General features: G+C 75.3%; 13 protein-coding genes. 6 read left to right on the top strand and 7 right to left on the bottom strand.

Features of this window, described 5'->3' with window-relative positions; translation table 11 throughout:
* Nucleotides 1–260: 260 nt before the first annotated feature.
* Nucleotides 261–1,196, bottom strand: a complete 936-nt coding sequence (locus RMN57_RS08340) for a TIGR01777 family oxidoreductase (RefSeq protein ID WP_313762750.1) — start codon at nt 1,194–1,196, stop codon at nt 261–263.
* Between the two features lie 242 nt (nt 1,197–1,438).
* On the opposite strand from RMN57_RS08340, the gene RMN57_RS08335 reads away from it, so the two are divergent.
* On the top strand, nt 1,439–2,314 hold the full coding sequence (locus RMN57_RS08335) for a hypothetical protein (RefSeq protein WP_313762749.1): 876 nt from the start codon (nt 1,439–1,441) through the stop codon (nt 2,312–2,314).
* A 178-nt stretch (nt 2,315–2,492) separates the two neighbouring features.
* Nucleotides 2,493–3,185 (top strand): YoaK family protein, encoded by a 693-nt coding sequence (locus tag RMN57_RS08330; RefSeq protein ID WP_313762748.1) that lies wholly within the window; start codon nt 2,493–2,495, stop codon nt 3,183–3,185.
* 24 nt (nt 3,186–3,209) lie between these two features.
* Here RMN57_RS08330 and RMN57_RS08325 read toward each other — a convergent pair whose 3' ends face one another.
* Nucleotides 3,210–3,890: a hypothetical protein gene (locus tag RMN57_RS08325; RefSeq protein ID WP_313762747.1), complete on the bottom strand. Its 681-nt coding sequence runs from the start codon at nt 3,888–3,890 to the stop codon at nt 3,210–3,212.
* Between the two features lie 501 nt (nt 3,891–4,391).
* Here RMN57_RS08325 and RMN57_RS08320 point away from each other — a divergent pair.
* From RMN57_RS08320 to RMN57_RS08310, 3 genes are read left to right on the top strand one after another with little or no spacing between them, the layout of a single operon-like run.
* The gene (locus RMN57_RS08320; RefSeq protein WP_313762746.1) at nt 4,392–4,916 is read left to right on the top strand and encodes a PadR family transcriptional regulator; all 525 of its coding nucleotides are present in this window, start codon (nt 4,392–4,394) and stop codon (nt 4,914–4,916) included.
* Nucleotides 4,913–5,605: an ABC transporter ATP-binding protein gene (locus RMN57_RS08315; RefSeq protein ID WP_313762745.1), complete on the top strand. Its 693-nt coding sequence runs from the start codon at nt 4,913–4,915 to the stop codon at nt 5,603–5,605. Before RMN57_RS08320 ends, RMN57_RS08315 begins: the two co-directional genes overlap by 4 nt.
* Nucleotides 5,602–7,833 carry an FtsX-like permease family protein gene (locus tag RMN57_RS08310; protein ID WP_313762744.1) on the top strand — a complete coding sequence of 744 codons (2,232 nt, stop codon included), beginning with the start codon at nt 5,602–5,604 and terminating at the stop codon, nt 7,831–7,833. The genes RMN57_RS08315 and RMN57_RS08310 overlap by 4 nt, the downstream gene beginning before the upstream one ends.
* A gap of 61 nt (nt 7,834–7,894) precedes the next feature.
* Here RMN57_RS08310 and RMN57_RS08305 read toward each other — a convergent pair whose 3' ends face one another.
* On the bottom strand, nt 7,895–8,350 hold the full coding sequence (locus RMN57_RS08305; RefSeq protein ID WP_313762743.1) for an NUDIX domain-containing protein: 456 nt from the start codon (nt 8,348–8,350) through the stop codon (nt 7,895–7,897).
* Between the two features lie 77 nt (nt 8,351–8,427).
* The gene (locus RMN57_RS08300; RefSeq protein ID WP_313762742.1) at nt 8,428–9,936 is read right to left on the bottom strand and encodes an SDR family NAD(P)-dependent oxidoreductase; all 1,509 of its coding nucleotides are present in this window, start codon (nt 9,934–9,936) and stop codon (nt 8,428–8,430) included.
* A gap of 280 nt (nt 9,937–10,216) precedes the next feature.
* Between RMN57_RS08300 and RMN57_RS08295 the strand changes: the two genes are divergently transcribed.
* Complete coding sequence (locus RMN57_RS08295) at nt 10,217–11,656, top strand: GuaB1 family IMP dehydrogenase-related protein (protein ID WP_313762741.1); 1,440 nt, start codon at nt 10,217–10,219, stop codon at nt 11,654–11,656.
* On the opposite strand, the gene RMN57_RS08290 is transcribed toward RMN57_RS08295, so the two are convergent.
* The 3 genes from RMN57_RS08290 to RMN57_RS08280 all read right to left on the bottom strand — a co-directional run bounded on the left by RMN57_RS08290 (nt 11,617) and on the right by RMN57_RS08280 (nt 14,336).
* Nucleotides 11,617–12,612 carry a DUF5995 family protein gene (locus RMN57_RS08290; protein ID WP_313762740.1) on the bottom strand — a complete coding sequence of 332 codons (996 nt, stop codon included), beginning with the start codon at nt 12,610–12,612 and terminating at the stop codon, nt 11,617–11,619. The two genes, RMN57_RS08295 and RMN57_RS08290, sit on opposite strands and share 40 nt — an antisense overlap.
* Nucleotides 12,613–12,711: 99 nt before the next feature.
* Nucleotides 12,712–13,107, bottom strand: a complete 396-nt coding sequence (locus tag RMN57_RS08285; protein WP_313762739.1) for a DUF3224 domain-containing protein — start codon at nt 13,105–13,107, stop codon at nt 12,712–12,714.
* Nucleotides 13,108–13,244: 137 nt separating this feature from the next.
* The gene (locus RMN57_RS08280; RefSeq protein ID WP_313762738.1) at nt 13,245–14,336 is read right to left on the bottom strand and encodes a PP2C family protein-serine/threonine phosphatase; all 1,092 of its coding nucleotides are present in this window, start codon (nt 14,334–14,336) and stop codon (nt 13,245–13,247) included.
* Nucleotides 14,337–14,379: the final 43 nt, after the last annotated feature.

Genomic DNA, 14,379 nt, shown 5'->3' with positions numbered 1-14,379 from the left:
CAGAGGCAGCGGGTGTGACCTTGCACTCCCTCTGCAATCGGTTGCACCGCCATTCGCGTGCCGTGACACCCCCGCCGCCCGTTGCGCCGCCCGGTGGCTGGCGGGGTGGAGCCCGGGAGCCCGGCTGCTCGGCCCTGCGTGCTTCGTCCCGGCGTGTTCTCGTTCCGCCCCGCCCGCCCGCCCGCCCGCCCGGACCGTCCCGGTCCCGGCCGGGCGGAGCCGCCGACCGGAGGGCCCCCGAACCGGCGCGGCGGGGCCGCTCAGCGGCGGCGCCGGGCCAGGTCGACGGCGGCGGCCGGCCAGTGCGGGTGCTCGAACCCGAACCCCGCCTCCTGCAACCGCCCGGGCACCACCGTGCGGCTCTTCAGCAGCAGCTCGGTGTCCGAGCGCAGCGCGAACGCGCCGAGCTCGGCCATCCACCGGGTGGCCGGCAGGCCCACCGGGATCCCCCACGCGCGCCTGATCGCCCGCATGAACGCGCGTTGCGCCACCGGGTGCGGCGAGGCGAGGTTGACCGGGCCGGCCAGCTCCTCCCGGTCCAGCAGGAACCGCACGGCGCGCACCAGGTCCCGGTCGTGGATCCAGGACATGTACTGCGAGCCGCCGTCGATCGGGCCGCCCAGCCCGCAGCGCGCCAACCGCAGCATCATGTCGAAGGCGCCGCCGCGGTCGGGGCTCATCACCATGGCGCAGCGCAGCGCGACCTTGCGGGTCTGCGGCGTGGGGGAGATCTCCTGCGCGCGCTCCCAGGCCCTGGCGATGTCGACGCTGAAGTCCCAGTATCGCGGCACGTCGGGCTCGCCGCCGCCGAGGACGCCGCTCTCCTCGTCGTGCGGTGCGCCGAAGTGGTGGGCGTAGATGGTGGCGGTGCTCATCTGCAGCCAGACCCGCGGCGGCCGCTTCGCGGCGGCGACCGCCTCGCCGACCACCCGGGCGGAGTCCACCCGGGAGTCCAGCATCTCCCGCTGGTTGGGCTCGGTGTAGCGGCAGTTGACGCTGCGCCCGGCGAGGTTGACCACGGCGTCGGCGCCGTCGACGGCCTCGGCCCAGCGGCCGAGGGTGCGGCCGTCCCAGTAGAGCTCGCGGTCGGCGCGCGGCCGGCGGGTCAGGACCAGGACCTCGTGGCCCTCGGCGGTCAGCGCGCGGTCCAGGATCCGGCCGATCTGTCCGGTTCCACCGGGTATGACGATGCGCATCGAGTCCCCCTCTCGTGGTGTCGGTCCGAGCGTAGGGCATAAATGAACGTGTTCAAAACCTGTCTCCGGGTGGTCGGTGCGTCCAGGTCGGACGATGGACCCGTTTTGCACGGCGTCGCCGTTCGCACTAGGTTTCGACGCCGTCGGTGCGGGGGGTCGCAACGGAGCTGATCAGGGGTCAGGCGGCCGGTGGCCTCGCCGGGCCGGCGGACGACACCACCTCGGGGGAAGGAAGCAGCACCTTGCGCACCAACCGCACCAACCGCACCGCCCGCACCGCCCGCGCCAACCGCACCGCCGGGACGGCCGTGGCCGCCGTGGCCGCGATCGCCTGTCTCGGCGCGCTGAGCGCCTGCGGCCCGGACAACGGCGGGGACCAGAACGCCGCGCCGGGCAAGGCCGCGAGCCCGGCCGCGACCGCCCCGGCCGGTGGGACGGCCACCGGCACCGTCGCGCCGCAGCCGTCGGGCGGCGCCGCCAAGCCGTCCGCGGCCGGCACCTCGGCCGCCGCCGGCTCCCGGGACGTCCCGGCCGGCACCTGGATCAACCCGCGCAGCATCCCGCTGGACGCGACCTACCACTGGCCCGCCCCCGCCGGCACCGCCAAGTCCGTCGCGGGCGCGCCCACGTTCAAGCTCCAGGAGCTCTGCCACTCGAAGCTGTCCCCGGACACCGCGGACCTCGGCACCGGCCGGGCGGCCGCGCAGTCGCTGCTCGGCGCCGGCGGCCCCGACCAGTGGCAGGCCCAGCAGACCCTGCTGTACGAGGGCGACCCGCGCCCGAGCAGCGGCGTCGCGCAGAGCGCCCACGCGGTCTTCAGCGACCTCCGGGAGGAGGTCAAGGCCTGCGCGAAGAGCGCCCCGGGCGCCACGGTCAAGGTGACCAGCCCCGAGGACGCGAACTACTTCGCCGCGACGGTGACCGTGCCGCAGGCCGGCGGCAACGCCGTCACCCTGCACGAGTACCTGACCGCCCCCGACGGCACGGTGAACGAGCTGGCCGTCTGGACGACCGGCAAGAGCGGCGCCCAGCCCAAGGTCCCGTGGGCCGGCCCGGCCGACGCCGACGTGGCCAAGGCGATGGACTCGGCGCTCTGCACCACCCTCAAGGACTGCTGAGGACGGGAAGGCTGCCGGGGCGTCCTCCGGCGCCGGCTGACGGCCCGCCCGGCAGCGCGCCTCTCCCCGCCCCGGCCTCTCCCGGGGCGGGGCGGCGTCGTCTCCCGGACGGCCGGTCGGGCGTAGAACGGACGGAGTGCCGGAACCGCCGGGCACGTACGACCGGAGGAGGAGCGCGATGAAGAGCGACCCGCGCCACGGCCCGCTGGTGCCGATGCTGCTGGCCCTGACCGTCGTCACCGGCGTGGTGGACGCCGTGAGCTACCTCGCCCTCGGCCACGTCTTCGTCGCCAACATGACCGGGAACGTGGTCTTCCTCGGCTTCGCCCTGGCCGGCGCCCCCGGCCTCTCCGCCACCGCATCGCTCGCCGCCCTGGCCGCCTTCCTGCTGGGCGCGCTCGCCGGTGGCCGGCTCGGCGAGCTCCTCCCCGGCCACCGCGGCCGGCTGCTCGTCGTCGGGGTCTCCGTCCAGGTGGTGCTGCTGGCCGGCGCCACCCTGCTCGCGGCCCTGGCGGACCACACCGCGGACCCGGTCCGGTACGGCCTGATCGGGCTGCTCGGCCTCGCGATGGGGTGGCAGAACGCGGTGGTCCGCCACCTGAAGGTGCCCGATCTGACCACCACCGTGCTGACCATGACCATCACCGCCCTGGCCGCCGACCGGGCGGGGCGCCGTCGCCTCGCCTCCGCGGTCTGGATGCTCGTCGGCGCGGTGCTCGGCGCCGTGCTGGTGCTCCACACCCACATCACCGCCGCCCTCGCCGCGGCACTCGTCCTGCTGGTCGCGGTCGCCCTCCTCACCCACGCCGCCGGCACCGCGCGCCCGGGCGCCCCCGCTCCGCCCTGGACCGCCCCGAACGACGCGCCCTGAGCCGTCGCTTCAGCCGGACAGGACCTAGTCGTCCTGCGGGCCGCCGGGGCTGCTGGCGGTCCGGCCGCTCCAGAGCGGTTCGTGGCGGGCCCATGACCGCGTCCAGGCGCGGTCGGCGCGGCGGTCGAGGACGCGCAGCCGCAGGGTCAGGGCGCCGGCGACGCCGGTCCCGAGGGCGGCGAAGCCGGCGAGGCCGAAGCAGACCGCCTCGACGGCGAGGCCGACCGCGGACGGCGGGGCGTCGTGGGGCGTTCCGCCCCGGTCGACCCAGAGGGTGACGGTGGATCCGGCCACGACGGTGTGGCGTACCTCGACGGCGCCGGTGTGCGGCTGCCCGTCGGGCGCGGTCCAGGCGGCCCGGACGGTGGTGCGCTCCGTGGAGTCGCCGGACCAGCGGGCGCCGGGGGTGGCGGTGGGCCGTTCGGTGGCGAGGACGGTGGCCCCGACCGGCGTCAGGCGGGCCCGGTCGGCCGCGGCCGCGCGCACGGTCGCCCGGTGGGCGAGTAACGCGCCGCCGACGGAGACGGCGAGGGCGAGCAGCAGCGCGAGCGCCGCCGCGGCCCCGGCCCGGCCGCGGGAGCGGTCCAGCGGACGGGCGAGCGGCTCGCGGAGCCGGTGGCGGCGGGTGCCGAAGGCCCGCCGCAGCTGCCGGGCCGCGCGTCGCGGCGGCGACCCGGGCCGGGGCGGGCGGGGTGTACTGGACACGGCGTGGCTCCTCGGGGTCGGCGCGGGCACGGCGACGGGCGGCGCCCGGACGGGATCGGGGGCGTCCGCCGGGCTCCGGCACCCAATCTCCCCCTGTCGGACGCCCCGCACAAGAGCCGTGCGCGCTCGTACCACCGGGACGTCCGGTGCCGTCTCCCCCTTGGCGGAAAGGGACGTTGGGCACTGGCCGACCGGCTGCGGCAGGGACGTTCGGCCCTCGGCGGGGGAGGGGGCGGCAGGGCAGGCTGGGGACAGCCGCGTCCTCCACGTGCCGGGACGCGGCAGGCCCGGCCCGCTGTGGGGGCTCGTCGGGCCGCGGTGCGGGAGCGGGCGGCGGCGTGGGGCCGCCCCCGCTCCGGCCGCCGTCACCGGGCGGGCGCCGAGCGCCCCAGCGCCCTCTTCGACCCCCTCGCGCCTCCGCCGATCCAGCGTCTTCGCAGGTCAGCGCCGTATTCTCGCCAGCTATACACTCGGAGTATACGTCTGGTGTATGTTCCTCCCATGAGTGTTCCTTTGACCCTCCTCGGGCTGCTGGAGCGGGAGCCGAGCCACGGCTACGACCTCAAGCGCGACTACGACACCTTCTTCGGCCGCGGCAAGCCCCTGCCGTACGGCCAGGTCTACGCCACGCTCGGGCGGCTCGCCCGGGACGGCAAGGTGGTGGCCGGCGAGGCCGAGCCCGGCGACGGGCCGGAGCGCAAGCGGTACGTCATCACCGAGGCCGGCGTGACCGAGTTCGAGCACTGGCTCACCGAGCCCGTCGCACCCGAGCCGAACCTGCAGTCGGTGCTGTTCACCAAGGTCGTACTCGCCCTGATGCTCGGCCGCGACGCCGAGGTGTACCTCGACACCCAGCGCGCCGCCCACCTGCGGCGGATGCGCGAACTGACGGAGCTCCGCCGCAGCGGCGCCCTGGTGGACGCCCTGCTCGCCGACCACGGACTCTTCCACCTGGAGGCCGACCTGCGCTGGATCGACCTGACCGCCGCCCGCCTGGACGCGCTCGCCGAGGCGGTGCGCCCGTGACCGCGCTGATCGAGGCCCGCGACCTCACCCTCTCCTTCGGCGAGACCCCCGCCCTGCGCGGCGCGAGCCTGGCCGTCGAGGCCGGCGAGGTGCTCGCCATCATGGGGCCCAGCGGCTCCGGCAAGTCCACCCTGCTGCACTGCCTGGCCGGCATCCTCACCCCCGACTCCGGCGAGGTGCACTTCGCCGGGCGCCGGCTCGACACCATGCCCGAGGCGCAGCGCAGCGCCCTGCGCCGCGACACCTTCGGCTTCGTCTTCCAGTTCGGCCAGCTCGTCCCCGAGTTGACCGCCGAGGAGAACGTCGCCCTGCCGTTACTCCTGCGGGGCACCAAGCGGGCGGCCGCCCTGGCCGAGGCCCGCCCGTGGTTCGCCCGGCTCGGTCTGGACGGCATGGAACGGCGCCGCTCCGGCGAGCTGTCGGGCGGACAGGCCCAGCGGGTCGCCCTCGCCCGCGGGCTGGTGGCCCGTCCGCAGGTGCTCTTCGCCGACGAGCCGACCGGCGCGCTGGACTCGCTCACCGGCGAGCAGGTGATGGAGCTGATGGTCGGTGCCGCCCGTGAGCAGGGCACCGCCGTGGTCCTGGTCACCCACGAGCCCCGAGTCGCCGCCTACGCGGACCGCGAGGCGATGGTCCGGGACGGCAGGGCCAGGACGACCCGGCTCGCACCGGAGCAGGTGGCCTCATGATCGCCTTCGCGCTCCGTCTCGCCGTCAGTGGCGGGCGGGAGGCCGTGGCCCGGCTGCTCATGATCGCCGCCGCCGTGGCGATCGGCGTCGGCCTGCTGCTCTCCGCGCTGGCCGGCATCAACGCCGTCGGCAAGTCCAACGAGCGGCTGCTGTGGACCAACACCGGCGCGGTGAGCCGCACCGAGACCGCGCCGGTGGATCCGCTCTGGTGGTGGGACCACGGCGACCACTTCGACGGCAAGGAGATCTTCCGGGTCGACGTCGCCGCCACCGGGCCGACCGCGCCCGTCCCGCCGGGCCTCGACAGGCTGCCCGCGCCCGGTGAGTACTACACCTCGCCCGCGCTCGCCGAACTGCTGCGCAGGACCCCGGCCGTGGAGCTGGGCGACCGCTTCCCAGGCCGTCCGGCCGGAGTCATCGGCGACGAGGCGCTGCCCTCCCCGGACGCGCTGTACGTGGTCGCGGGCCGCACACCGGCGGAGATCGAGCACATGCCCGGAGCGAGCAGGGTGACCACGATCGCCACCGCCCTCCCGCCCTCCTGCGAGCACGACTACTGCCCGGGGCTGGGTGTGCGCGGCGACGCGATGACGCTGATCCTCTCCGTGGTGGCCGGCGCACTGATCTTCCCGGTGGTCGTCTTCATCGGCACCGCGACCCGGCTCTCCGCCGCCACCCGCGAGCAGCGCTACGCCGCGATGCGGCTGGTCGGCGCCACCCCGCGGCAGGTCTCGGCGGTCTCGGCGGTGGAGTCCACGGTGGCCGCGGCGGCCGGCACCGCCCTCGGCTTCGGCCTGTTCCTCCTGCTGCGCCCGCTGGTGGCGACCGTCCCCTTCACCGGTGACCGGTTCTTCGTCGCGGACCTGACGCTCACCCCGCTCCAGGCGGTGGCGACCGCGCTGGGCGTCCCGGTGGTGGCGGCGGTCGCGGCCCGGCTGGCCCTGCGGCGGGTCACGATCTCGCCGCTGGGCGTCACCCGCCGGGTGACCCCGAAGCCGCCGAGCGCCTGGCGGCTGGTTCCGCTGCTGGGCGGCCTCGCCGAGCTCGGCTACTTCGCCGACCGCCGTCCGGAGACCACCGACGGGCAGACCGCGGCCTACCTGACCGGCTTCCTGGTGATCATGCTGGGCCTGGTGATCGCCGGACCCTGGCTCACCATGGCGGCAGCCCGCGGCGCGGCCCGGCGCACCAGCCGGCCGGCCACCCTGATCGCCGTCCGCCGGCTCGCCGACGACCCGAAGGCGGGCTTCCGCTCGGTCGCCGGCCTCGTCCTCGCCCTCTTCGTCACGACGGCGACGGTCTGCATCATCGGCACCATCAACGAGAACCGCGGCACGCTCAGCGGGGACCCGCAGACCCGGGTCGCGGTCGAGCAGAGCGGCCTGGTCGAGGACCCCCCGATGACGGACTCCGTGTCGGCGCAGTTGCTGGCCGACCTCCGGGCGGTGCCCGGCTTCCGCGGCCTCGCGCTGGGCCACGACAACCCGAAGGCGGTCGGCGCACTGCCGGGTGAGCGCCCCGGGTTCGCGCCGAACCTGGTGCTCTGCACCGACCTCGCCCAGGTCCCGGTGGTGGGCCGCTGCCCGGCCGGCGCGAGCGTCGCCGGTGTCCCGCCGTGGGGCTTCCTGAGCCTGCGCTCCACCTCCGCCATGGAGTGGCCGGCCGCACCGGTCTCCGCGGAGGAGGTGGCCGCGCTGCCCGTGCGCAACGTCTACGTGACCACCGACGGCTCCACCGCGGCCATGGAGCGGATCCGGACGCTGCTCACCCGGGCCCACCCGGGGTACGAGTCCCGGACGGTCGGCGACTGGGGCTCCGCCCAGCAGAAGGAGCTGGCCGGGTGGCGGCAGCTGGCCAACGTGGTGCTGCTGACCACCCTGCCGATCGCCGGCTGCAGCCTGGCGGTGAGCGTGGTCGCGGGCCTGTCCGACCGCAGGCGCCCGTTCGCGATGCTGCGGCTCACCGGGGCGCCGCTGCGCCTGCTGCAACGGGTGATCGGCCTGGAGAGTGCACTGCCGCTGCTGGTGGTGGCGGCGATCGCGACCGGGACGGGCTTCGCGGCGTCCGCGATGTTCCTCAAGTCCCAGATGCACTACGACCTGGTGTCACCGGGTGCGGTGTACTTCGTCCTGGTGGCGCTCGGCCTGGCGGCCGCGCTCGGGATCGTCGCCTCGACGCTGCCGCTGCTGAAGCGGATCACCGGCCCGGAGGCGGCCCGCAACGGCTGACCCGCCCCCGGTGCCCGGCGCGCCGCACCCCGGCGCCCGGGCGGTGCCCCGTCGTCCGCGCTCAGCGGGCGACGGGGTAGGCGTACGTGCCCGGACGGAGGGCGGACGGACGGTCCGTCAGCCAGCTGCCCAGCACCAGCGCGGACGGGTAGAACATCGGCTCCGGCAGGGCGTCCAGCGGGAACCGTTCCCAGCCGGCGCAGGCGTGCGGTTCGGTGACCTCGGCGGCGGCCAGGCTGGGCGGCGCGAGGACGGCCGCGGTCAGCCGGGGCCGGCCGAGCTCGTGGTCGAGCAGGACGCCCAGGACCCGCATCTCCCCGGCCGGCAGCACGATGCCGGTCTCCTCGGCCAACTCCCGTGCGGCGGCCTGCTCGAAGGACTCCCCGGGGGTGTCCACCTTGCCGCCGGGCAGGCTCCAGGTCGGCGGCTCGCCGGCCGTGGTCCGGCGGCCGATCAGGACCCGGCCGTCCCCGGTGGGGACGATCACGCCGGCGCCGATCAGCGGTGCGGTGGTCAACTCGGTCTCTCCTTCGGGCCGGTGTCTGCCGGGCGGCTCGGTCTGTCGGGGTGGCGCGGTCAACCAGGCGGCACGGCCTACCAGTTGGCGCGCTCGTAGTCCTTGAGGAAGCAGCCGTAGAGGTCCTCGCCCTGCTCGCCGCGGACGATCGGGTCGTAGACCCGGGCCGCGCCGTCGACGAGGTCGAGCGGGGCGTGGAAGCCCTCGTCGTGGAGCCGCATCTTGTCCGGGTGCGGGCGCTCGTCGGTGATCCAGCCGGTGTCGACGGCGGTCATCAGGATGCCGTCGGCCTGGAACATCTCCTCCGCGCTGGTGCGGGTCAGCATGTTCAGCGCGGCCTTGGCCATGTTGGTGTGCGGGTGGCCGGCGCCCTTGTAGCCGCGCGCGAAGACGCCCTCCATGGCGGAGACGTTGACCACGTACTTGCGGCGGGACGGCGAGGCGGCCATCGCCGGGCGGAGCCGGCTGATCAGGATGAACGGCGCGGTGGAGTTGCAGAGCTGGACCTCCAGCAGCTCCACCGGGCCGACCTCGGAGACGGTCTGCACCCAGCTGTTGGTGGGTGCGAGGTCGGGGACGAGGCCGCCGGCGTCGATGGCCGTGCCGGCCTCGATCCGGGCGGGCGTGGCGGAGCCGGTGACCAGGGCCAACGAGGTGACGTCCTCGGCGGAGATCCGCTCTCCCTCACCGCCCGCCTGGTGCGGCAGCGCGGGCAGGTCGACGCTGCCGCTGCCGAAGCGGCCGATGGTGGTGGACTGCGGCAGCTCGCCGGCCGGCAGCGGCGCGGACTCGGCGGCGACCAGCTCGCGGTAGGACTCCGGCGGACGGCGCACGGTCTGCGCGGCGTTGTTGATCAGGATGTCCAGCGGGCCGTCCGCGGCCACCTCGTCGGCCAGCGCCAGCACCTGGGCGGGGTCGCGCAGGTCGATGCCGACGACCTTGAGGCGGTGGATCCACTCGGCGCTGTCCGGCATCGCCTTGAAGCGGCGGATCGCGTCGTTGGGGAAGCGCGTGGTGATGGTGGTGTGGGCGCCGTCGCGCAGCAGCATCAGCGCGATGTACATGCCGATCTTGGCGCGGCCGCCGGTGAGCAGCGCCCGCTTGCCGGTGAGGTCGGCGCGGGCGTCCCGGCGGGAGCGGTTCTTGACCGCGCAGTCCTGGCAGAGGTTGTGGTAGAAGGCGTCCACCTCGACGTACCGGGTCTTGCAGGTGTAGCAGGAGCGGGGGCGCTCCAGGATGCCGGCGATCTCCGTGGTGGTGACGGTGGTCAGGCCGAAGGCGCCGGCCGTCTCGTCGTCGATCCGGGTCGGTGCCCCGGTGGCGGTGCGGGCGGTCACGGCGCGGTCGTTGGCGGTCTTCCGGGCCCGGGTCTCCTGGCGGCGGCGCTGCTTGAGCGTGCGGAATATGCCGCCGACGGCCTGGCGGACGGTGATCGCGTCCGGGTGGTCGACGTGCAGGGTGTCCAGCTCGGCGAGCACGTCGAGGCAGAGCCGCAGGCGCTCCGGGTCGAGGCCGGGACCGTAGTCGATCTCCTCCTCGGTGCCCTCGATACCGCTGTCCCGCTCGATGTCCGTACCCGCCGTCATTCCCACTGCCGCTTCCTGGTTCGCCTCACCGTTTACCGCGTGAATGCTACGGGAGGGGACACGGGCGGGGCGAAAACCCGATCATTTGGAGGAACCTCCAGTCCGGGACGCGGCACAGTGATCACGGTTTGTGCACTGCGCCAGCAAAGGTTCGCGGACTGGCGTTTTCACCCGTGGTTCGGCGAGGATTGGTCCACGGGTCAAGGGAGCCATGTGCGTCCACCCGTTCCCGGCCCAGTCCGCACCCAAGGTGTATCCACTGAACGCCGGAGTTCCCCCCATGCGTTTCCTGAACGATCTTCAGCCCTCGTACGACCTCACGTACGACGACGTCTTCATGGTCCCCAGCCGCTCCGCGGTCGGGTCCCGCCAGGGCGTCGACCTCTCCTCGAACGACGGCACCGGCACCACCATCCCGCTGGTCGTCGCCAACATGACCGCGATCGCCGGCCGCCGGATGGCCGAGACCGTCGCCCGCCGCGGCGGGCTGGTCGCCATCCCGCAGGACATCCCCACCGAGGTGATCGCCGAGGTCATCGGCTGGGTCAAGCAGCGCCACCTGGTGCACGACACCGCGATCACCCTGGCCCCCGGCGCCACCGTCGCCGAGGCGCTCTCGCTGCTGCACAAGCGGGCGCACGGCGCGCTGGTCGTGGTCGAGGACGGCAGGCCGGTCGGCGTGGTCACCGACTCCGACTGCCAGGGCGTCGACCGCTTCACCAGCCTCGCCGACGTCATGTCGCGCGACCTGGTGCTGCTCGACGAGGGCATCGACCCGCGGTCGGCCTTCGACAAGCTGAGCGAGGCGCACCGCAAGCTCGCCCCGGTGGTCGACCCCGAGGGCCGCCTGGTCGGCATCCTGACCCGCAAGAACGCGCTGCGCGCCACCCTCTACACCCCGGCCGTCGACGCGCAGGGCCGGCTGCGGATCGCCGCCACCGTCGGCATCAACGGCGACGTCGCGGGCAAGGCGAAGGCCCTGATCGAGGCCGGCGCCGACGTGCTGGTGGTCGACACCGCGCACGGCCACCAGGAGAGCATGATCAGCGCGCTGCAGGCGGTGCGCGGGCTGGACCCGCAGATCCCGATCGTGGCCGGCAACGTGGTCTCCGCCGACGGTGTCCGCGACCTGGTCGAGGCGGGCGCCGACATCCTCAAGGTCGGCGTCGGCCCCGGTGCCATGTGCACTACCCGGATGATGACCGGCGTCGGCCGCCCGCAGTTCTCCGCCGTCCTGGAGTGCGCCGCCGAGGCGCGCCGGCTCGGCAAGCACGTCTGGGCCGACGGCGGCGTCCGCCACCCGCGCGACGTCGCGATGGCGCTGGCCGCCGGCGCGTCCAACGTCATGATCGGCTCCTGGTTCGCGGGCACCTACGAGTCGCCGGGCGACCTGCAGACCGCCGCCGACGGCCGCCAGTACAAGGAGTCCTTCGGCATGGCCTCGGCGCGCGCGGTGAGCAACCGCACCGCCCAGGACTCCTCCTACGACCGGGCCCGCAAGGCGCTGTTCGAGGAGGGCATCTCGCACTCGCGGATGTTCATCGACCCGGCCCGCCCGGGCGTCGAGGACCTGATCGACTCGATCGTGGCCGGCGTGCGCAGCTCCTGCACCTACGCGGGCGCCTCCAGCCTGGAGGAGTTCCACGAGAAGGCCGTGGTCGGCATCCAGAGCGCGGCCGGCTACGCCGAGGGCAAGCCGCTGCACTCCAGCTGGGCCTGATCGCCCCGGCGCTCCCGTCCGACGGCCGGCCGGTTCCCCGCCCCGGGGAGCCGGCCGGCCGCCGGGTTCCGGGCGGGCTCCCGGCCGGGAGCCCCGTTGCGGTCCCGGGTGCGCTCCCGGTCGCGCGTCGGGCGGTGCTTCCGGCCGGACCCCTGACCGCACTCCTGGCCGCGTTCCTGACCGCACTCATGGTCGCGTTCCCGGTCGCACTCCTCGGTGAGTCCGAGCGGGGTGAGCAGGGCGCGGCCGAGCAGGCCGACCGAGGCGTCCAGCGCCTCGGCCAGCGCCGAGGCCGCACACGGCGAGCCGCGCAGCTCCCAGAGGGCGCGGGCGCTCGCCCAGGCCGCGTCCCGGGCGGTGTCCACCGACCAGGCGCCCACCCGGTGCGTCAGCGGCTCGACCCGCTCCAGCACGTCCGGCCCGGGCATCAGCTGCTCCCGGACGTCCGCCTCCACGCCGGCCAGCAGTCCGTTGATCCGCCGGTAGTCCCCGGCGAGGCGCCCCGGCGCGCAGCCGAGCCGGCGGCAGGTGTCCACCACCGCGAGCGGCAGGTCGTGCTGGATGTGCGCGTTCATCCCGGCCAGCGCGAACTGCAGTGGGTGCACACCCGGGTGCGCCCGCAGCTCGAACAGCGGCCGCCAGCAGGCCGGCGGCCGGTGCCCCGCCGCGACGGCGTCCACGGCCAGCAGGTACCGCCCGGCGAACACCGCGTCCAACTCGGCCATCGCCGCCGGGTCGGCGAAGTACGGCCGCGTCAGCCGGTCGCGCACCGCCTCGGTCACCGTGAGGTACATCCGGTTGAACACGGCGACGCCGTCGCCCGCCGGCAGGGCGGCGCCGATCGCCCGCAGCCGGCGGATCGCCCCGTCCACCCGGCGCAGGCGCGGCCGCCGGCCGTGCTCCGCCGCCGCCACGCTTCCCGCCGTTGCCGTTGCCGCCTCCGCCGTACCGGGCATGCGCCACCCTCCGCGATCGATCGTGCACTGATCGCATCATCGTGTCAGCGCGCCGATCGGCCGAGGCGGTGCCGCGCGGGCGGCGGGCGGCCCGTGTCGTCAGCCCAGCTCGTACTCCAGGGTGTAGGTGTGCCGGCCCTCGTCGTCCACGGTCAGCTCGAAGGTGCCGGTGATCCCGGCCAGCTCGCCCGCGCCCGTGCCGGAAACCACCCGGATCGCCAGCCGCTCGCCGCTGCTGCCGGGCGCCGCGTGCTGCAGGACGAACGACCCCTTCCGGCCGTCCAGCTCGCCGGTGAAGCGCTCCACCGCGACGTACGCCGCCGGCCCGCCCGCACCGTCCAGCACGGAGAGCATCCGCACCGTGCTCCGGCCGGTCAGGCCGCCCGTGAACTCCTTGGTGATCCGGACCCGGCCGAGCGTCGCACCCGGCCCCTCGTCCGTCTCCTCCGGCTCGAACGCCGTCACCTCGAACGCCCCGCTCGACCTCGTACCCATGGCGCACTCCGCTCACGACTCCGGACGGTGCGGCACCCCGCCGACCCGCGCACAGCCTTGCACGGGCCGCTGACATCGGGGCCCTGCCGGCGCACGCGGGGCCCGGCACGGCCCCGACGGGGCCCGCCCGCGACCGCTCAGCGCTCCCAGCGCAGGGCCAGCAGGGCGGCGTCGTCCGCCAGACCGGCGTCCCCGACCCAGGCGTGGACCTCCGCCAGCAGGGCGTCCAGCACGTCCTCCGGGTTGCCGGCCGTGACCTCCGCCAGCCGCTCCGCCACCGGGAAGAACCGGCCGGCCGCGTTGCGGGCCTCCGAGACGCCGTCGGTGTAGAGCAGCAGCAGATCGCCCGGGCCGGGGTCGAAGGAGCCCACCCGGTAGTGACCGCCGAGCAGGTCGAGCAGGCCCAGCGGCGGGGCGTGCTCCGGCGGCACCAGCTCGGTCACCCGGCCCGCGCGGCGCAGCAGCGGGTGCGGGTGTCCGCAGTTGACGAACCCGGGCCGGCCGCCTGGCCCGTCCACCGCCAGCAGCACCGCCGTCACGAACCGGTCGTTCTCCGGACGGCCCGCCAGTGCCGCGTCCAGCCGCTCGGCCAGCCGGCCGAGGTCCGGCTCGGTCCGGGCCGCCTCGCGGAACACCCCCAGCACGTCCGCCGCCGTCTCCACCGCCGGCAGCCCGTGCCCCTGCACGTCCCCCAGCAGCACCCTGACGCCCTGCGGGCCGTCCGCCGCCTCGTAGAGGTCCCCGCCGATCCGGGCCTCGGCCGCCGCCGCGACGTACCGCACGGCCACCCGCAGTGGGCCGAGGTGCTCCGGCGGCGGCCGCAGCAGCGCCCGTTGCGCGGCCTCGGCCACCGTCCGGACCTCGAACAGCTCGCGCTCCCGGGCCGCCACCAGGACGACGTTCCCCGCGCTGACCAGCGTGGCGGCGACCACGGTGACCAGCGCGGCCAGGTGCACGGAGGAGGGCAGCCTGCCGTTGACGACCTCCAGCACGGCGACGAGGGCCGTGGCGATCGCCCCGGTCACGAGCGGGCGCCGGGCCCGCCGGGTGGTCGCCCCGGCCAGCATCGGCGCCACCGCGAGCACCGGGGAGAGGGTCGTCCCCGGGCCGGTCACCAGGTCCACCACCACCGCGGCGACCAGCAGCAGCACCGCGCCGGCCAGCAGCCACCTGGTCCGCCGCGGCAGGCGCAGTGGCGGCAGGGCGTCCGGCGGGCCGTCGGCGGTCACACGCCACACCTCCCGGGGTTCGGTCGGACAGCGGGCCTCACCG

It is taken from the genome of Kitasatospora sp. CM 4170 (assembly GCF_032110285.1).
GTDB classification, from domain to species: Bacteria; Actinomycetota; Actinomycetes; order Streptomycetales; family Streptomycetaceae; genus Kitasatospora; species Kitasatospora aburaviensis.
The sequence above is the reverse complement of the archived record's forward strand: the minus strand, read 5'-3'. Positions and strand labels throughout refer to the sequence as shown.